16 protein-coding genes and 1 pseudogene are annotated in these 19,358 nt (G+C 65.3%); 10 read left to right on the top strand and 7 right to left on the bottom strand.

Translation table 11 applies throughout. The features are described 5' to 3' along the window. Nucleotide 1: 1 nt before the first annotated feature. The 5 genes from OKW37_RS33830 (at nt 2) to OKW37_RS33850 (ending at nt 5,117) form a co-directional block, all read left to right on the top strand. Entirely contained in the window at nt 2-1,003 is a 1,002-nt protein-coding gene (locus tag OKW37_RS33830; protein ID WP_429403530.1) for an FAD binding domain-containing protein, read from the top strand. Further along, nucleotides 1,000-3,213 (top strand): xanthine dehydrogenase family protein molybdopterin-binding subunit, encoded by a 2,214-nt coding sequence (locus tag OKW37_RS33835; RefSeq protein WP_429403531.1) that lies wholly within the window; start codon nt 1,000-1,002, stop codon nt 3,211-3,213. Before OKW37_RS33830 ends, OKW37_RS33835 begins: the two co-directional genes overlap by 4 nt. Nucleotides 3,214-3,344: 131 nt before the next feature. After that, complete coding sequence (locus OKW37_RS33840; RefSeq protein WP_187619469.1) at nt 3,345-3,932, top strand: nucleotidyltransferase family protein; 588 nt, start codon at nt 3,345-3,347, stop codon at nt 3,930-3,932. Between the two features lie 195 nt (nt 3,933-4,127). Beyond that, the gene (locus OKW37_RS33845) at nt 4,128-4,835 is read left to right on the top strand and encodes a PIG-L deacetylase family protein (RefSeq protein WP_090809333.1); all 708 of its coding nucleotides are present in this window, start codon (nt 4,128-4,130) and stop codon (nt 4,833-4,835) included. Between the two features lie 129 nt (nt 4,836-4,964). Further along, the gene (locus tag OKW37_RS33850) at nt 4,965-5,117 is read left to right on the top strand and encodes a hypothetical protein (RefSeq protein WP_166618176.1); all 153 of its coding nucleotides are present in this window, start codon (nt 4,965-4,967) and stop codon (nt 5,115-5,117) included. 45 nt (nt 5,118-5,162) lie between these two features. On the opposite strand, the gene OKW37_RS33855 is transcribed toward OKW37_RS33850, so the two are convergent. From OKW37_RS33855 to aepX, 3 genes are read right to left on the bottom strand one after another with little or no spacing between them, the layout of a single operon-like run. Continuing rightward, nucleotides 5,163-6,230, bottom strand: coding sequence for a 2-aminoethylphosphonate aminotransferase (locus OKW37_RS33855; protein WP_429365135.1), 1,068 nt, complete (start codon nt 6,228-6,230; stop codon nt 5,163-5,165). Between the two features lie 23 nt (nt 6,231-6,253). Next, a complete protein-coding gene (gene aepY / locus OKW37_RS33860; RefSeq protein WP_429403532.1) occupies nt 6,254-7,417 on the bottom strand; it encodes a phosphonopyruvate decarboxylase in 1,164 nt (387 codons plus the stop codon). Then, complete coding sequence (gene aepX, locus OKW37_RS33865; RefSeq protein ID WP_429403533.1) at nt 7,414-9,144, bottom strand: phosphoenolpyruvate mutase; 1,731 nt, start codon at nt 9,142-9,144, stop codon at nt 7,414-7,416. Before aepX ends, aepY begins: the two co-directional genes overlap by 4 nt. 549 nt (nt 9,145-9,693) lie before the next feature. Here aepX and OKW37_RS33870 point away from each other — a divergent pair. Both OKW37_RS33870 and OKW37_RS33875 read left to right on the top strand, forming a co-directional pair. Then, the gene (locus OKW37_RS33870) at nt 9,694-11,235 is read left to right on the top strand and encodes a methyl-accepting chemotaxis protein (protein ID WP_429403534.1); all 1,542 of its coding nucleotides are present in this window, start codon (nt 9,694-9,696) and stop codon (nt 11,233-11,235) included. A gap of 321 nt (nt 11,236-11,556) precedes the next feature. Further along, nucleotides 11,557-13,296 (top strand): peptidoglycan D,D-transpeptidase FtsI family protein, encoded by a 1,740-nt coding sequence (locus OKW37_RS33875; RefSeq protein WP_429403535.1) that lies wholly within the window; start codon nt 11,557-11,559, stop codon nt 13,294-13,296. A gap of 27 nt (nt 13,297-13,323) precedes the next feature. Here OKW37_RS33875 and OKW37_RS33880 read toward each other — a convergent pair whose 3' ends face one another. After that, nucleotides 13,324-14,439, bottom strand: a complete 1,116-nt coding sequence (locus OKW37_RS33880; RefSeq protein WP_429403536.1) for a diguanylate cyclase — start codon at nt 14,437-14,439, stop codon at nt 13,324-13,326. Between the two features lie 342 nt (nt 14,440-14,781). Between OKW37_RS33880 and OKW37_RS33885 the strand changes: the two genes are divergently transcribed. After that, the gene (locus OKW37_RS33885; RefSeq protein ID WP_429403537.1) at nt 14,782-15,036 is read left to right on the top strand and encodes a DUF2866 domain-containing protein; all 255 of its coding nucleotides are present in this window, start codon (nt 14,782-14,784) and stop codon (nt 15,034-15,036) included. Between the two features lie 16 nt (nt 15,037-15,052). On the opposite strand, the gene OKW37_RS33890 is transcribed toward OKW37_RS33885, so the two are convergent. After that, entirely contained in the window at nt 15,053-15,682 is a 630-nt protein-coding gene (locus OKW37_RS33890) for a 2-hydroxychromene-2-carboxylate isomerase (protein WP_429403538.1), read from the bottom strand. Nucleotides 15,683-15,793: 111 nt separating this feature from the next. Beyond that, nucleotides 15,794-16,420 (bottom strand): LysE family translocator, encoded by a 627-nt coding sequence (locus OKW37_RS33895; protein WP_429403539.1) that lies wholly within the window; start codon nt 16,418-16,420, stop codon nt 15,794-15,796. A 214-nt stretch (nt 16,421-16,634) separates the two neighbouring features. Between OKW37_RS33895 and OKW37_RS33900 the strand changes: the two genes are divergently transcribed. Then, complete coding sequence (locus tag OKW37_RS33900) at nt 16,635-16,997, top strand: GtrA family protein (protein WP_429403540.1); 363 nt, start codon at nt 16,635-16,637, stop codon at nt 16,995-16,997. Between the two features lie 291 nt (nt 16,998-17,288). Beyond that, a pseudogene (locus OKW37_RS33905) lies at nt 17,289-18,008 on the top strand (glycosyltransferase family 87 protein); the annotation flags it as partial. A gap of 154 nt (nt 18,009-18,162) precedes the next feature. Here the strand turns inward: OKW37_RS33905 and OKW37_RS33910 are convergent. Beyond that, entirely contained in the window at nt 18,163-19,350 is a 1,188-nt protein-coding gene (locus OKW37_RS33910) for a glycosyltransferase (RefSeq protein ID WP_429404361.1), read from the bottom strand. Nucleotides 19,351-19,358: the final 8 nt, after the last annotated feature.

The following is a 19,358-nucleotide window of genomic DNA, read 5'->3' on the forward strand; positions in this document are numbered from 1 at the left end:
CATGGATGCGATCTCCTACGAACGCGCCGGCGACGTCGCCAGCGCGGTGCGCGCCGCGCAACAGCCGGGCGCGGTATTCATCGGCGGCGGCACGAATCTGCTCGATCTGATGAAGGGCGGCGTCGCGCGGCCGGTGCGGCTCATCGATATCACGCACATCGGCGGCCTCGACTCGGTGACGACGCTGCCCGGCGGCGGCATCCGCATCGGCGCGCTGGTGCGCAACAGCGACGCGGCCAATCACGCGCTGGTGCGCGAGCAGTACCCGCTGCTGTCGCAAGCGCTGCTCGCGGGCGCGTCGGCGCAGTTGCGCAACATGGCGACGGTCGGCGGCAATCTGCTGCAACGCACCCGCTGCGGCTACTTCTACGACACCGCGTTCACGCAGTGCAACAAGCGCCTGCCCGGCAGCGGCTGCGCGGCGCTCGACGGCCATAACCGTGCGCATGCGATCCTCGGCGCGAGCCCGCAATGCATTGCGGTCAACCCGTCGGATATGAGCGTCGCGCTGGCCGCGCTCGATGCGCTGGTGCGCGTGAGCGGCCCCAGCGGCGAGCGCACGATCGCGTTCGCCGATTTCCATCGGCTGCCGGGCGACCGGCCCGATGTCGATACCACCTTGCAGCCCGGCGAGCTGATCACCGCGGTCGATCTGCTGCCGCCGCTGTTCAGCGCGCATTCGCACTATCTGAAGGTGCGTGACCGCGCCAGCTACGCGTTCGCGCTCGTATCGGTCGCGGCGGCGTTGCAGATGGATGGCGAGCGTGTTCAGAGCGCGCGCATCGCGCTCGGCGGCGTCGCGCACAAACCATGGCGCGCGAACGTGGCCGAGCAGATGCTGAGCGGCCAGCCGCTCAGCCAGGCCACGCTGAAGAACGCCGCCGCGGCCGCATTGAGCGGCGCGCAGCCGCGCCACGACAACGCCTTCAAGGTGCAGCTCGCGCAGCGCGCGATCGTGCGTGCGGTTAATCAGGCAGCGGGCAACGCGGGAGGTATCGCATGAATCTGATCGGACAACCCCTCGATCGCGTCGACGGACTGCTGAAGGTGACCGGCGACGCGCGTTATGCAGCCGAATTCCCCGGGGCGCGCCTCGCGCATGCGGTGCTCGTGACGAGCACGATCGCGGCCGGCACGATCGCGTCGATCGATGCGAGCCGCGCCGAGGCCGTGCCCGGCGTGCTGCTCGTGATGACCTACCAGAACGCGCCGCGCCTGCCGAATGGCGGCCGGCCCGCGCTCGCGCCGCCGGCCGGCCGGCATCTGTCGCTTCTGCAGGATAACGAAGTGCACTACAGCAACGAGCCGGTCGCGGTGGTCGTCGCCGATACGCTCGAACATGCGGCCGATGCCGCTCGCCAGCTGCGCATCGCCTATCAGCCGGGCGCCGCGGCGCTCGACTTCGAGCAGGCGAAGGCGCACGCGCATGCGCCGGACAAGCCGCAGGGCCGCCAGACCGACACGCAGCGCGGCAGCTTCGAAGACGGCATGCAAAGCGGCGACGTGCATATCGAAGCGACCTATACGACGCCGATCGAGCACCACAACCCGATGGAGCCCCACGCGACGATGGCGCAATGGGACGGCCCGCAGTTGACGGTCTACGACTCGACGCAGGGCGTGAGCGGCGCCGCGCAGGTGCTCGCGAAGACGTTCGCCATCCCTGTGTCCGACGTGCGCGTGATCTCGCCGCTGATCGGCGGCGGCTTCGGCTGCAAGGGCTCGTCGTGGTCGCACGTATCGCTGTGCGCGATGGCCGCGCGGCAAACCGGGCGGCCCGTGCGGCTTGCGCTCGAACGCCCGCAGATGTTCGGCCCGGTCGGCGCGCGGCCGCGCACCGAGCAGCACTTCGTGATCGCCGCGCGGCATGACGGCACGCTGAGCGCGATGCGTCACGACAGCATTTCGAACACGTCGATGATCGAAGACTGGACCGAGACCTGCTGCATGGTCACGCGCATGCTGTACGCGGTGCCCAACCAGATAACGACGCACCGGCTCGTGCAACTCAATGTCGGCACGCCGACCTTCATGCGCGCACCCGGAGAAACCACCGGCTCGTTCGCGCTCGAATCGGCGATGGATGAACTCGCCGTCGCGCTGAAGATGGACCCGCTCGCGCTGCGCCTGAAGAACTACGCAGACAGCGATCCGCAGGAGCACAAGCCGTGGTCGGGCAAGTCGCTGCGCGAGTGCTATCAGATCGGCGCCGAGAAGTTCGGCTGGTCGCGCCGCCCGCACGCGCCACGTTCGAGGCGCGACGGCAACACGCTGATCGGCATGGGCATGGCGACCGCGACCTATCCGGCCAACCGCAGCGAGGCGTCGGCGCTTGCGCAGATTCTGCCGGACGGCACCGCGGTGGTCGCATCGGGCACGCAGGACATCGGCACCGGCACCTACACGGTGATGACCCAGGTCGCCGCCGATGCGCTCGGCTTCACGCCCGAGCAGATCCACTTCGCGCTCGGCGATTCGTCGCTGCCGCGCGCGCCGGTCTCGGGCGGCTCGCAGTCGGCGGCCAGCGTGTCGCCCGCGGTGCGCGACGCGGCGAGCCAGGCGCGCAGCCAGTTGATCGCGCTGGCGCTTGCCGATGCGGCGTCGCCCGTGCATGGCCTGCCGCTCGATGACGTCACCGTCGCAAGCGGCTGGGTCGTGAGCCGCTCGCAACCGGGCAAGCGCGATCCGGCCGCGGCGATCATCGCGCGCGCGGGCGGCAAGCCGATCGAGGCGAGCGCGACCGTGAAGCCCGGCGACGAGAAGCAGAAGTACTCGTTCCACTCGTTCGGCGCGGTGTTCGTCGAGGTCCACGTCGATGCCGAGCTCGGCACGATCCGCGTGCCGCGCGTGGTCGCGGTGTACGACGTCGGCCGCGTGCTGAACCAGAAGACCGCGCGCAGCCAGATGATGGGCGGCATCGTTTGGGGCATCGGCGCGGCGCTGCAGGAGGAAAGCACGCTCGATGCGCGCTTCGGACGCTTCACGAACGCGAACCTCGCCGAGTATCACGTGCCGGTGAATGCCGATATCGGCACGCTCGACATCACCTTCATCGACCGGCCCGATCCTTATATCAACTCGCTCGGGGTGCGCGGTATCGGCGAGATCGGCATCACGGCCGTGGTGGCCGCGATCGCGAACGCGGTGTACAACGCGACCGGCGTGCGGGTGCGCGATCTGCCGATCACGCTGGACAAGGCGGTGCGGACCTGAACCGGCGGCAGTGCCGGAATTGGAGTGAAAGCGAAAGCGGCGGGCGGCTTGCATCGGGCGTGCCTTGCCGCTTGCTTCGCGCACCGTTGCATCGCACAATCGGGGACATTCCTGTCTACCGGTATCCGCCGATGGCCTACGCTTCGCTCGCCACTGGTGTGTTGCTCGCCGCCGGTCTCGGCTCGCGCTTCGATCCGCACGGGCTGCACAACAAACTACTCGCACGTATGCCCGACGGCACGCCGGTTGCGCATGAAGCCGCGCATCGGCTGCTGCGGGTCGTGACGCGGGTGCTCGCTGTCGTGCGGCCGGGCTCCGACGCGCTCGCCCGCGCGCTGAACGATGCCGGCTGTGATGTCGTGTTTGCGGCGAGCGCCGAGCGCGGCATGGGCGCGAGCCTCGCCGCCGGTATCGAAGCGAGCGACGACGCCGAGGGCTGGATCGTCGCGCTTGCCGATATGCCGCGCATTGCGGTTCCGACGATCGAAGCGGTAGCCCGCGCGCTCGACAACGGCGCGCCGCTCGTCGCGCCGTTCTACGACGGCCAGCGCGGCCATCCGGTCGGCTTCGGCAGCGAGCATCGCGACGCGCTACTCGCGCTGGACGGCGACACCGGCGCGAAAGCGCTGCTCAGGTCACACGCGCTGACGCGCATCGACGTCGACGATCCCGGCATTCTGCGCGACGTGGACACGCCGGACGATTTGCGCACGCTCTAGCCGCTAACATCAGGCTCGCCGAGACTGGCTGACCGCAGCCGGTCGAAATCGAGAATCTTGCCCGCAAGTTTCGCGCGCAAGCCGCGCCAATTGCGCCTAAGCTGAGGTGACGCCATTTTTTTCGCACGCGGCGCCTTGACGACCGGCAGCCTCGATGCCTCATCCGTCCCGCCTCGAATCGCCACACGCAAGCCCATGAGCGAAACCACTCCACGCCTTTTCATCGTCTCGCCCCATTTCGACGACGCCGTCTTCAGTTGCGGCGCCTTGCTCGCCGCCCATCCCGACGCTGCCGTCTGCACCGTGTTCGCCGCACCGCCCGAACACGACATGCACACGGAGTGGGACGAAAAAGCGGGCTTCGCGAACGCCCACGAAGCGGTCCGCGAACGCACGATCGAAGACAACCGCGCGCTCGAAGTGCTCGACGCGATCCCGCTGCGCATGCCGTTTCGCGACAGCCAGTACGCTGACTCGCCGTCGATCAGCCAGATGGCCGCGGCGCTGGAGGAAACGATTTACCGCACGACCGCGAACACGCTGCTGATGCCGCTTGGCCTGCATCACGACGATCACGCCCGGGTATTCGAAGCGTGCTGCGAGATCCTGCCGCGGCTCACGCATCTGGACTGGTTCGGTTACGAGGAAGCGATTCACCGGCTCACGCCGGGCGCGGTGCAGGCGCGGCTCGCCGATCTCGCGCAGCGCGGCATCGTCGCCACGCCGGCAACGCCGAGCGCGGGCCACACGATCGACGTGCAGCGCCGCGCGCATCTGAAACGCGAGGCGGTCAACGCGTACGCGAGCCAGTTGCGGGCGTTCGGCGCCGGCAACTACGACGACGTGTTCGCGACCGAGCGCTACTGGCAGCTCAGCGCCGGCCGCAAACGCGCGAAGAAATAGCAAAAAGGAGCGAGCAGGAAGCGCGGCGAGCGCCTACGCTTGAAGACAGATAGCCGACGCGGCGGCACACATCGGCGGTATCAAGCCGCTTCGGCCGGACCCGCGCATTTCAACCGCAAGGGTGACGCAATGAGCTACGACATGCACACCAGCCCGATTCCCGACCCGAACGCCGATCCGAACCGCGACCCGGAAGCCGACCCGCTCGTGCCGCCGTCGCCGGGGCATCATGCCGAGGAGCCGCAGCGACCTGACGGGCCGCCGGACAAGGATCCGGTGTAAGGGAGCCGCGAGCGGCGCGGTCGCGGCGCGCCGCTCGGCGCAGCGTCAGCGCATCAAGTCGCTGAAGCCCTGCAGCAGGCGGTCGATATCGGCCGCGTGAACGTTGCCCATCGTCGAGATGCGGAACAGCTCCGCCGACAGCCCGCCCTGCCCCGCATAGATCACGAAGCCGCGCGCCTTCAGCGCGTCGTGCAGTTGCGGATACGCGATACCGTTGGGCAAGCGGTACGCGCGCAACACCACCGACGACTGCCCGGCCGGCAACACACTGTCGATGCCGCGCGCCGCCAGCCCAGCGCGCACCTGCTCGGCAAGCGCCGCATAGCGCGCGTGACGCGCGCGCCAGCCGCCTTCGTCGGCGAGCTCACGCAGCGCCTCGACCAGCGCGTAATACGCGTGCACCGACGGTGTAAACGGCGTGTTGCGCTGATCCTGCAAACGCGCGAGCCGCGCGAGATCGAGGTAGTAAGTGCGACTCGCCGCGCGCGCGAGCGCCGCGCGCCGCACCAGCACGAACGACGCGCCCGGCACGCCATGCAGGCACTTGTTGGCGGTCGCCGCGAGCGCGTCGAGGCTCGCGTCCGCGAAATCGATCGTTTCGGCGCCGAAGCTGCTGACACCGTCCACCAGCAGACGCAGGCCGCGCTCGCGACACAAGGCGCCGAGCGCCGCGATGTCGTTCAGACGGCCCGTGGTCGTTTCATGATGAATCACCGCGACGTGCGTGAACGACTTGTCGGCGTCGAGCCGTTCGGCGATCTTCGCCAGATCGGGCGCGTCCATCCAGTCGTGCTTCAGCGCTTCGTGCGCGATGCCGTATTGCGCGGCGATCTGCGCGATACGCTCGCCGTACACACCGTTTTCGACGACCAGCAGTTTGCCGTTGTGCGGCACCAGCGCGGCCGTCATGCTTTCGACGGCGGCCGTGCCGGAGCCGGTCATCAGTACTGCCTGCCATTCGTTCGGGTCGAGCCCGTACACGTCGACGAGACGCGTGCGCGCCTCTTCCTGGAGATCGAAAAACTCGCTCTCGCGATGGCACAGATCCGTCTGCAACAGGCTGTTGCGGACACGTTCGGTGAGCGTCACCGGGCCGGGGTTGAGCAGCAGCATGGGCGCTCCTGTTGGCGTTGGGTTCAGATCGCGCCGATGTGGCGCATCAGGCGCGTCTTCACATCGGGCGGCGTAATGGTCGGGCGCGGCAGGCTGTCGGGCGTGCCGCGGCGGATCGTCAGGCGCGCGAAGCGCGGCCCGTCGAGCGGCGGGGCCGCGAACAGCTCGTCGATGATCGCAGGATCGTCGCTCTCCACCGCCGACGCGTAACCGCACGCGGCCGCCACGCCCGCGAACGACACCTGCGACGATACCGTCGCCTGGCCGCCGGTCGAGTCGTGCGCACCGTTATCGAGCAGCACGTGCGTGAGGTTCGACGGGCCGTACGCGCCGAGCGTCGCGAACACGCCCATGCGCATCAGTGCGGCACCGTCGCCGTCGAGCGCGACCACGCGCAGATCGGGGCGCGCGAGCGCGAGGCCGAGCGCGAACGGCGTCACGCAGCCCATCGAGCCGACCATGTATAGCTGGTTCGCGCGATCGTCGATCGCATAGAGTTCGCGGCCGCAAAAGCCGGTCGACGCGAGCACCACCGTGGAGTCGAGCGGCGTATGCGCGATCACCTTTTGCAGCGCGTCGTGGCGCGTCGCGAGTTCGTTCGCGGCGCTGTCGCGGAACCGCGCGCGAGGCTCGACCGGCGTGCGCCGCCTGGGCGCGCCGCCGTCCTTCAGTTCATACGGCGCAACGCTGCCCTTCTGCATCACGAGCGCGTACGGACGGCCGGTTGCGTCCATGTGCGCGATCGCGCGATCGAGCGCCGGACCGATCGCGTCGGCCTCGGTCGGGAACGTCTCCCACGGAATTTCCATCGTGTCGAGCATCGCCGGCGTGATCGGGCCCATCAGCGCGTGCTGCGGCTCGTCGGCAACGCCGGGCTGGCCGCGCCACGTGACGATCAGCAGTTGCGGCAGGCGGAAGGTCCACGTCAGCGACGTCAGCGGGCTGACCGCGTTGCCGAGCCCGGAGTTCTGCATCATCGTGATGCCGCGCCGGCCGTTTTTCGCGCCGAGCGTAACGCCGGCGATCAGCGCGACCGCGTCGCCCTCGTTGGCCGCCGACACGTAGTGCAGCGATTCGTCCCGCAGCACGTAGTTGATGAACGGCGTCAGATACGAGCACGGCACGCCCGCGTACCAGTCGAAACCGCGCTCGCGCGCCGCCTCGACGAACTGTGCTGCTTCGATCATTGCGCGCCTCCGTGTGCATCGTTCGTCGTCGCCCCGCCGCCGACGGCCGTCGCGAACGGCGCCTGCGCGTGCGCGAAGTCGCCCGCGCGGCGGAAATCGTCGAGATCGTTGACGCCGCGCCAGTGGCCGTGCACGTATTGCACCTCGATCGACTCGCCCGCTTCGATCAACGCGTTCAGCAGCGCGGGCATGTCGAGCGCCGCGAAATCGTCGCGCGTCCCCAACTCGCGCATGACCGCCCGCAGGCGCTCGCGACCCGCGCCGCGCACGTTCAGCAGACCCACCCAGCGGCCATGCGGCACCGGGGCGACGCCCGCCGCCGACGACTGCTCCCGCCCGCTCGCGACTTGCCGCAGCACGATCTTGTTGCCGAACAGACCGCGGTCGTCGGCGGCCGAGCACCACGCGAAATCGCGCACGCTCGCGTTCTCCGCATCGGTCAGCGACGAATCGACGACCACGCTGAACGCGGCCTCGCTTTCCACCAGATCGCGCAGGATGTAGCTGCGAAACAGCAGGTCGCCGTACGAAATGACCGTGTCGCCGGTCAGGTGGTCGAGTGCGCATGCGAGCGAGGCAAGCTCGCCGGTCTGCGCGTGCTGCTCGTTGACCACGAGGCGGATGCCCGCGGTATCGATCGCGTCGGCGCGATAGCCGCCGACCACGGTGATGTCGTTGACGCCCTGCTTCTTGAACGCGTCGACGAGCCAGCGCAGCAGCGGTTTGCCGGCGATCGGCAGCATCACCTTCGGACGGTCCCCGGTCACCGCTTCAAGGCCTTTGCCGCGGCTCGCGGCGAGCACGACGGCCGAGCCGGCCGCGCGGCCGCTCGACAGATAGCGGTCTTCGGCTTCCGAATATTCGTCGGCGTCCTGCAAACGGAAGATTTCGTTGACGGCCGCGATGCTGTCCTCGACGTTGACGAGCGTCTCGCTCGAATGGATTTCCTTCGCGACGGCTTGCATCGCCGAGGTCGACGCGCGGATCAGATGGTTCGCCCAGATCACGGTGCTGATGCCCGCTTCGCGGAACACCTCGGTCGGCGTGCTGTAGTACTTGGTCGGCACGATCACGAGCGGCGCGCGCCCGGCCCATTCGCGCGCGAATTCGAGAATCTCGTCGGGGCGCGACAGCTTGCTGTGAATCAGGATCGCATCGGCACCAGCTTGGGCGTACGCTTGCGCGCGGCGCAGCGCTTCGTCCATGCCCCAGCCCGCGATCAGCGCCTCGACCCGCGCGACGATCGAGAAATGCTCGTCGTTCTGCGAGTCCTTGCCCGCCTTGATCTTGCCGCAGAATTCGTCGATATCGGCAAGCGGCTGCGCCTCGCCGTTGATGAAGCTGTTGGTCTTCGGAAACTGCTTGTCCTCGATGCACACGCCGGCGATGCCGCGCTGTTCGAGCTTGCGCACGAGGCGGCGCACGTTGTTGAAGTTGCCGTAGCCGGTGTCGCCGTCGAGCAGGATCGGCAGATCGCTCGCGTCGGCCATGAATTCGAGCGTATCGACCACCTGCGTCCAGCTCGCCTCGTTGTTGTCGCGCACGCCGAACTGCGCGGAGATCGCGAGGCCCGAGCCCCAGATCGCCTTGAACCCAGCTTCGCGAACGATGCGCGCGGACAGGCCGTTATGCGCCTCCATCATGAATTCGAGTTCGCTGCTGACGAGCATCTGGCGCAGGCGCGCGCTGCGGGACTGGGAAACGAAAGCGGGATCGCGTGCATTCATTCTTCGGGACTCCTGGTGACGGGCTTATTGGCGTTCTTCCATGCCAGGCTGGCAATCGGAAAAGGGCGACTATAGCGGAATTTTTTATGACGAGTCTTTGAAGGTCTCAGCGGTCTTTCGTGGTTGCGCTTAAGTGGAAAAATGTGTTGTTTTTTGCATTCGTGACCATTTAACGGGATTTTTTGGATTTGATTGGCGTTTTGTGGGAGGTTGGTGTGAGCCTTCCTGGATTGGGCTCAGCAGGTTTTACGCAGACCAGCGCCGGCATTTTTCATGTCGATTTTCTCGCGCATTTTTCAATCGCTGCGATTTACGATAATCGTCGGTTAATTCAGATTCGCGAATGATGCACAAAAGTCTTTTTCGAATTGCGCGTATGAACGCCGCTTAAAACGATCAATAAATCCACCCATTAATCGGACGAATAGCGATGTCGAACAGCGGGTTTTCCCTGTCTCGATCAATGCCATTTCGCGCCGTAAACACAGCGAGCGGCATCCGACCGCAATTCAATGGACCTTATTGGCCAAAACGCCTATTCCCATCGCTATGACTCTGAACCGAAAACTGGCGTCCATGATCGCCGTTCTGTGGGTCGGCCTGATCCTGATCGGCGCGTTCGGCGCGTGGCAGAACCGCGCATCGATGATCTCGGACCGACGCGAGCAATTGCGCTCGTTGATCGAAGAGGCAAACCACGTCGTCGGCCACTACTACTCGCTCTCCCAGCAGCATGCGCTGTCCGAGGACGACGCGAAAAAGCAGGCGCTCGCGACGCTCGGCGCGATGCGCTACGGCAAGGACGGCTATTTATCGATCAACGACTCGCAGCCGGTCATGCTGATGCATCCGATCAAGCCCGAACTGATCGGCAAGAACCTCGCGCAGTTCACCGATCCGGCCGGCAATCATCTGTTCGTCGATATCGTCAACTCGGGCAATCACGACGGCGGCGGCTTCGTCGATTATTTGTGGGCCAAGCCCGGCAGCGAGCAGCCCGTCGCGAAGACCAGCTACTCGATGCACTTCGCGCCGTGGGACTGGTACCTCGTGACCGGCATGTACATGGACGACGTGCAAAGCGCGTTCTACCACAACCTGCTGCGCTGGCTCGCGATCACCGTCGCGCTCGGCGCGCTCTCTACGGCCGTGATGCTGGTCGTGCTGCGCAGCATCCACCGCTCGCTCGGCGGCGAACTCGAAGTGGCCGTCGAGCACGCCCGGTTGATGGCGCAAGGCAACCTCGCGATACCGGTGCCGATCGAGCCGCACGACAGCGGCAGCCTGCTGCACGCGCTGCGCACGATGCAGGCGGGACTCGTCGACACGGTCTCGCGAGTGCGCCAGGGCACCGAGAACATCAACGTCGGCGCGACCGAAATCGCAGCGGGCAACACTGACCTGTCGCAGCGCACCGAGGAGCAGGCGGCGGCGCTCGTGCAAACCGCGTCGAGCATGGATCAGATGACGGTGAACGTGAAGCAGAACGCGGACAGCGCGACCCAGGCCGCGCAACTCGCGAGCGACGCAGCGAACGTCGCGACGCGCGGCAGCCGCGTGGTCGACGACGTGGTGCGCACGATGGGCGAGATCACCGCGAGCTCGCGGCAGATCGGCGACATCATCGGCGTGATCGACGGCATCGCGTTCCAAACCAATATCCTCGCGCTGAATGCCGCCGTCGAGGCGGCTCGCGCCGGCGAACAGGGCCGTGGCTTCGCGGTGGTCGCGGCCGAAGTGCGCAGCCTCGCGCAGCGCTCGGCGACGGCCGCCAAGGAGATCAAGGCGCTGATCGAAACTTCGACCGATACCGTCGAGACCGGCTCGTCACTGGTCGCCAACGCGGGCGCGACAATGGGCGAGATCGTGCAGTCGGTGCGGCGGGTCAACGAGATCCTCGAAGAAATCAGCCACGCGTCGCGCGAGCAGAGCGCGGGCATCGAACAGGTCAATCGCGCGGTCGGCGAGATGGATCAGGTCACGCAGCAGAATGCGGCACTGGTCGAACAGGCCGCGGCCGCCGCGCATTCGCTGAAGGACCAGGTCGCCGTGTTGCGCGACGCGATTGCGAGTTTCGCGTTGCCGGCTTGAGCTTGCCCCGCCGCGCCCGCAACGGGCGCGAAAAAAGAAGGCGCCCCACAGGCAGGGAGCGCCTATTCAACACGCCGCGTCGGAGTCGACGCATCAATCGAACGAATCAGCCGCGCGGATTTTGCAAGTCCGCGCGGCTTTTCGTGATCAAGCTTCGGCTCGGCTCGCCTTTGCTCCCGCTCGAACGCGCCTCCTTTCACATTCCTCGCATTTAAATTACGTTTTATTTACAATCGGCCCGGCGACAGTCCTTGCCGCCAGCCCTCGTGGCATTGGCGGCCTCGTTCAATCGAAAGTACGTGAGGTCCGCTGCCCGCCGCCATGATCCGCCAGAAAAAACCGCCGTCGCCCGATCCCTATGCCTTAGCCGCGAAGAACCCGCTGCTCGATGCGCGACTACCCGCGTGGCGCTCGAAGTTCGTCGTGCTGCTCGTGTTCGGCGCGTTCGCGACGCTCGCGCTCCGCGCGTTCTGGGTGCAGGTCGTGAATCAGGACTTCTACGTCGACCAAGGGCAGAAGCGCTATCAGCGCCTGCTCGAACTCGACGCGACGCGCGGCCGGATCGTCGATCGCAATGGTTCGATGCTCGCGGTCAGTCTCGCGACCTACGAAATCTGGGCCACGCCGAAGCTCGTCGACGAAAGCGCGTTCGCGCCGCTGGCAAAGCTGCTCGATCTGCCGCTCGCGGAACTGCGTCGGCGTCTGATCGGCGAGCGCAGCTTCGTGCTGCTCAAGCGCCAGGTCGATGCCGACACTGCCGGGCATCTGTCGCGCCTCGGGCTCGCCGGGATCACGCAGATCGGCGACACCAAACGCTTTTATCCCGAGGGCGAGTCGGCCGCGCACGTGGTCGGCTTCACCGACATCGAGGACAACGGCCAGGAAGGCGTCGAACTCGCCGCCAATGCGCAGTTGCAAGGCGTGCCCGGCCACCGCGAGGTGATCCGCGACCGGCTCGGCCGCGTGATCTCGGAGACGCGGCCGCTCGTGCCCGCGCGCAACGGCGCCACGATCCAGCTGACGATCGACCGGCGCATCCAGCAACTCGCATACACACAACTCAAAGCGGCGATCGCGCAGCACCGCGCCGAAGCGGGCAGCGTGGTCGTGCTCGATGCGCGCAACGGCGAGATCCTCGCGCTCGCCAACTACCCGAGCTTCGATCCGAACGACCGCACGCACCTGTCCGGCCGGCAGCTGCGCAACCGCGCGGTGATCGACACGTTCGAACCGGGCTCGACGATCAAGCCGGTGGTCGTCGCACTGTCGATCGACGAAGGCAAGGTGCGGCCGCAGAGCATCATCGATACCGCGCCCGGCTGGTATCGGATCGGCCCGGCCGTGATTCACGACACGTCGAATCACGGCGCGATGACGGTCGCCGAGGCGGTGCAGAAGTCGAGCAATATCGCGCTCGCAAAGCTCGCGCTGAATCTGCCGGCCGAGACGATCTGGACCAAGTATCGGCAATACGGGCTCGGTCTGAAGCCCGAGCTGCCCTTCCCTGGCGTGGCCGCCGGCAAGCTGCGGCCATATAAACGCTGGCGCCCGATCGAACAGGCCACGATGGCATATGGCTACGGGCTGTCGGTATCGCTGCTGCAAATCGCGCAGATCTACACCGCCTATGCCGGCGACGGCGCGCTGAGGCGCGTGAGCCTGCTGCGCGAGCCGCTCGACGCGGACGGCCCCGCGTCGTTCGCCGAGCGCGGCGAATCGGTCACGACGCCCGGCACCGCGCGCGCGATCCGCAACATGCTCGAAATGGCCACGGGCGACGGCGGCACCGGACGCGCCGCGACCGTGGCGGGTTACCGCATCGGCGGCAAGACCGGCACCGCGCGCAAGCAGATCGGCGCGGGCTACGCGAAGAACCGCTACCGCGCGCTGTTCGTCGGCATGGCGCCGATGAGCGATCCGCGCCTGATCGTCGCCGTGATGATCGACGATCCGGCTGGCAAGGCGTTCTATGGCGGCACGGTCGCTGGACCGGTGTTCAGCGGCGTGATGGGCGGCGCGTTGCAGCTGCTCGGGGTGCCGCCGGATGCGGCAGGAGTGTGACGCGTAGTTAGTGTTAGTTGCGGTCGATCAGCCCTGCTCATCGAGCGCATCGACCTGCGCCTCGATACGATTGCGGCCGCTGCGCTTGGCCTGATACATCGCGCGATCGGCCTCGTCCATCATCGCCTGACCGAGCGACATCGCCTCGGCCGGGCTGCCGGCGACCACCCGCCCGGCCACGCCGATCGACACGGTCAATGCAATGAGCACGCCGTGCTCGTCGCGCACGTCGAGATTCTCGACCGCACGCCGCACGCGTTCCGCGACGGTCAACGCGTCGCTGCGATCGCCTTGCAGCAGCGCGGCGAACTCCTCGCCGCCATAGCGCGCGACGGTGTCGCCAAGCCGCACCTGCTGTCGCACGCAGGCGGCCACCGCCGCGAGCGCGCGGTCGCCGCTCTGATGGCCGTGGCTATCGTTGATGCGCTTGAAACCGTCGATATCGATGAAAAGACACGCGACCGGCACGCGATAACGGGCCGCGCGCATCAACTCCTCGCGCAGCCGTTCGTCGAAATAGCGGCGATTCGCGAGGCCGGTCAGCGAATCGGTCATGCCGAGCTGCCTGAGCCGCTCCCGATGCGCGACGTTGTCGAGACTCGCGGTGACGATGCTCGCGAAGCGCTCGAGAATGTCGGTGGCCATGCCCGCGCCGAAGCGCGCGGGGTCGTCGCTGCCGAGGCATAGATAGCCGCTGATGCTCGTGCCCGCGGCGAGCGGCAGCAGGATCGCGCTGGCCGGCACGTGAGCTGGCGCGGCGCCGAAGAACGCGCGGCGCGTGTCGTCGTCGAGTTCGCCAGGGCGGCCGAGCCACGGCCGATCGTCTTCGCACAAGGATTGCGCGACGAGACCGCCCTCGCGCGACGTCTTCAGCTGCGCATGATCGAGCGCGCGCAGGTTGCCCGGCTCGAGCAGTTCGAGCAGCATTGGCGCGCGCTCGTCGAGCCACAGCACCACGCTCGCGAGCGAGAACTCCCTCGGCAGATGGCTGAACAACGTATCGAGAAACGATGCGAAATCCTGCGCGCCGATCAACCGCAACTCGACGTTCTGGAAGCGCCGCAACGTGCGCTCGTTGTGCTGCACGGTGTCGACGAGCGAGCGAAGGCGCTCGGAAAGCGGGGTTTGGGCGAGATTCGTCACGGTATCAGTAAGGCGGCCCTGAAGGCGAAGCGGGGTCGACGCCCCAACTCTACTGATAACGGCCGATCCGCCGGGGTCTTGAGGGCAGGCTCGCGACGTGTCGGCCGGCCTGCCAGCGTTCATGCCCACTGTTGTCAGCTCTCGCTTGCATTCACTTGCACTCGCTTACACGCAATGAGATCCGTTTGCGTAATGATTGCGGTTCTTAAGTTTCGCTTAATTGTTCCCTGCAAGTATGTGGCACATCCCCTGTTGAGCCGCCAGAACATCGGCGGCGCTTTTTCTTGAGGGGTGCCAGAAGCGCGACCGAAAACGGTTACGCGCACAAGAAGGAGGTAAATCATGGTTGAAGAGATGGTAGTCGAACATCTGCGTGCGATGCCCGGCCATGAATGGACTCGCCAGATTCACTCCTGCAAGGTCTCCGATCCGCTGCAACCGCCCTGGGGCCGTTCATACCGGCTCGTCGAATGGACGATGAAGCACGCGCCCGAGCCGAGCCGTCGCGTCGTTCCCGCCGAAAGTACTCCGCTCGAAATCGCCCTGGCCGTGGTCTCTCACGTGCCGGGTCGGCGCTTCTGCCAGCAGGCTGATTAAGCGCTCCCGCTGACGTTCAATGACGCGCCGCGATCGCGTCGCAATGGTCCAACGCGTCCTCCAGCCTGTCATTGCCCCAGAACATCTCCCCGCCGACAAAAAACGTCGGCGCACCGAAAATCCCCTTGTTGATGGCCCGTTCGGTCTGCTCGCGCAAGCGGACCTTGTTCGCGTCGCTTTGCGCGGCGTCGATCACGCTCTGCGCCGGTAAGCCAAGCGAGTCGAGCGCGTGACTGACGACATCGATTGAACCGATGTCGCGGTCGTCGACGAAATTCAACTGCATGATCTTGCGGCACCAGGCACCGATCCACGGCTCGTTCGCACCCAGCAGCGCGACACGCATCGCGAGAAGCGCAGCGCGCGGAAAACTGCTGGGGCGCGTGAGCGCAATGCCGTATTTGCGGCATCGACGCTCCATGTCTTTCCACACGTACGCGCCTTTTTCTTTCTGCAGTACGAAGGGCGAGTTGTCGAAACCGAGCTGGCGAAATACCGGACCGAGCAGAAACGGCCGCCAGACGATCGTCACGTTGCGCGCGGCCGCCAACGCTTCGATCCGCATCATGCTCAGATAGCTGTAGTTGCTGCCGAAGTCGAACCAGAACTCGATTGCGCGCGCCGTCGAAGTTGCGTCTTCATTCATCGCTGTCTCCTGAATCGCGCGTGCCATGGCATCGCGGCCTTGCAATGCTTAACAGTCGCGTCGTTGGGTCGCTGATCCTGCTGGCGTCGTCCTGAACTCGCGCTTCCGGACTCAGCGTGTTTGCACTGCCACGCGCAGGCCGAGCGAAATGAACAGCACACCGATGAGCTTGTTCTGCCAGCGCGTCAACCACGTCAAACGCTTCACGAGTTTGCCCAGCGGCCGCATCGTCAGGACGATCAGCGTCGTATAAAGCGCGCTCATGGCAACGAAAATCAGCCCGAGTGCCGCGAACTGCAGAAACGTCGAGCCATGTTCGGGGCGCACGAATTGCGGCAGAAACGCAAGGAAAAACAGCGCGGTCTTCGGGTTCAGCACTTCGGCGGGAATCGCCTGCAAGAACGCCTTCGAACCCGACACCGGCGCGACGACCGGCAGGTGCGCACTCGCCTGCCTTTCGCGCAACGCGCGAATGCCCAGATATACGAGATACGCGGCACCGACGAATTTCACCGCATTGAAGGCCAGCGCGGACGTCATCAGCAGCGCGAAGAGGCCAACCGCGGCGCCCAGCGTATGCACGAGATCGCCAGTTGCGATACCGAGACCGGTCAGAATGCCGGCTTTACGTCCGCCGTGCATGGTGCGCGTCAAAACTAGCAGCACGGCCGGGCCTAAAATCAGAAAGAGCCCGAGCACGACGGCAATGAACGTCCCCAACGTGGATACGTCAAGCATTTCGTCTCCTTGCGACGCGCGGGGTCGAAGCTATGGGTGCGTTCAGCGGACCATTCATTGTAGACGAATGCACGAAACCTCCCTGCGCACGCCCCGCGCACGGACGCTCCATTACAATGACCGGCACCGCGCCGCGAACCACCACCATGACGCACCGCCTGGGTTCCGCTCTACCTGCGATAATGACGAAACCAAACATTAGCGCGTTCCCCAAATGCCCAGGATCATCCGCTTCGCCATAGCCGGCGTCGTCGCCACCTGCACGCATCTGTGCGTCGCCTGGCTGGTTTTCAATCGGCTCATTGCAGATTCAGCAATTGCCAATCTCGCCGGATTTGTCCTTGCCAATGTCGTTTCGTTCCTGCTACAAACACTCTGGAGTTTTTCGAGCAGGCCAACGTTCTCGAATTTTTCCCGCTTCTGCGTCGTCTCCTCCGCAGGCTTCGGTGTTTCAGCACTCGTGCCGCTGCTAGTAGGTCGACAGCATCTCTGGGCGCCCACGCTGATCGTCGTGTGCTGCGTTCCAGTATGCTCATATATTGCCCACGCGCGGTGGACCTATCGGATGGAAGGTTGACGCGGTAGTCATTCCCGGACCGACCTGCGCACAGCACCCGAACGTTACACAACAACCATGACTACACAAGAGACGCGCAGGAAGGTAACGTCCACTTTCCAGTTCCTGCTGGCTTTCGTGCCGGGCTTCGTGCTCAGCATACAATTCATCCCCCTCGCCCTCGGCCTCGCCGCACGCTACGTAATCGGTATCGGCAATGCGCCCGCCATCGGGTACGACTTCGGAATTTTCTGGGCCGCAGCCCGTGTCGAGCTGGCGCACGGCGCGGCAGCGGTATATTCGCCTCGTTGGATGCAACCGCTGGAAGCCGTGGTGCGCTCCTCGTCGCAATATTATCCGTGCCCTTATCCGCCGACTTTCTTGCTCGCCATTCGGCCACTGGGCTATTTGAGTTACCCGTGCGCCCTCTTCCTGTTCCTGGCACTCGGCACGGGCATTTATTGCACTATCGCATTACGCATCGGCCGCCGCCTGGAACAAACACAGCGCCAGTCAATCTTGATCGCCGCGCTTGCCGGGATGCCGTTGGCAATCTATGCGGGACAGAATACCCTCTTCACCGCCGCCGCCGCTGCCGCGGCGCTTGTGCTGATGGAGCCGGCGCCGATTTACGCGGGTGCTTGCCTCGCCGTGCTCTTGGTCAAGCCGCAACTGGGTGTGCTCTTCCCGATCGCCCTCGTTTGCGGACGCCGCTGGAAGATGTTGCTCGCCACTATTGTCTTTTGCTCGGCATTTATTCTGTCGAGTATCGCGATACTAGGGATTGAGGCATGGTCTTCGTTTTTCTCGTACCTTCCCGTATTCAGACAAGCCGCCCTGCTGGATGGCCGGGATCATTGGTTCGGGATGCCAACATTATTCGCCACCGCCAGACTCGCCGGTGCGCCCGTGGCAGTGGCTTACGCCGTTCAGGCGGTAGCCGCCATTCCCGCCGGGCTTACCGTTGCCTATCTTTGGCTCGCGAACGCACGGTACGAATTGAGGGCCGCGGCCTTGCTCGTCGCCAGCCTGCTCGTACAACCCTATTTGATGACCTACGATCTCGCCTGGCTCGGCTTTCCGGCGGCGCTTCTAATACGCGACGCGGTAGCGGGCGAGCTAACGCGCTTAGACCGGCTCGCGCTTGCCGCGGTATGGTCAATGCCGGTATATGAACTGATTGGCGCTACATTTCATTTGCCATTTCATCTGGCACCCTTCGCAATGACTCTGATGCTGACGGCGATCGTGCGACGGCATCGGGCCTCGCATCGCCCCAAGCAACGTCTTTCCGGGCTCGCGGATGAGCGCTCCGACCGTCTCGCCGAAGCGTGCGGCTGATGCGCTTTTTCCGTTGGAATCCGTGTACGCCCTCGGCGAGGCGCGCATCACGCCCCGTATCGGCAGCGCAATAACGTTGGCGAACGAGGTAAATCGGCCGTTGTTTCGACTCGTCGTAAATCCGGCCGATGTATTCACCAATCACGCCGATACCGACGAGTTGGATGCCACCTATGAAGAGCACTGCCGAAAACAGCGATGCATAACCGGGTACGGGATTGCCGAACAGCAACGTGCGCACGACCATGAACCCGCCGTATAAAAACGCGAGCATGGCAATCAACGCCCCCACGTAAGTCCAGCCACGTAGCGGAATCGTACTGAACCCGGTAATGCCTTCGATCGCGTAGTTCCACAGGCGCCAACCCGAAAAGCTCGAATGGCCCGCACTACGCTGTGCTCTCTCGTAGTGGAGCGTTACGGCGGGAAAGCCTACCCACGCGAAGAGCCCTTTCATAAATCGACGCCGCTCCGGCAGCCGGCTCAGCGCTTCGACTACCTGTCGGTCCATCAACCTGAAGTCGCCGACATTGGGCGGGATCTTCACGCTCGACAGGGCGTTGTGAACGCGATAGAAGAGAGTGGCCGTCACGCGTTTCGCAAGCGAATCGGTACTGCGGTTGGCGCGGTGCGCCAGTACGACCGGCGCGCCATCCTGCCAGCATTGAATCATCTCGGGAATCAGTTCCGGCGGGTCCTGCAGATCTGCATCGATGACGACAACGGCATCGCCTCGCGCCTCGTCGAGACCGGCAGTGAGTGCAGCTTCCTTGCCGAAATTACGCGTCAGGTCGAGCACGCGGATGCGCGCATCCTGGGCAGCTGCGGCGAGCAACTGGTCGAGCGTGCCGTCCTCGCTGCCGTCGTTGATGCAAACGATCTCGAAACGAAACGCATGAAGAGGGGCGATGACGGTTCGTATTTCCGTGAAGAACAGATTGACCGCATCGCGCTCGTTATGAAACGGCGCGATGATCGAAATCAGCGGGACCGGCGGTCGCTTCGACAGATCTCGGATGTTGATGGGGGACATCATGTTCA

Origin of the sequence: Paraburkholderia sp. MM5482-R2, from assembly GCF_050436125.1 — a bacterium.
Lineage (GTDB): Bacteria > Pseudomonadota > Gammaproteobacteria > Burkholderiales > Burkholderiaceae > Paraburkholderia > Paraburkholderia tuberum.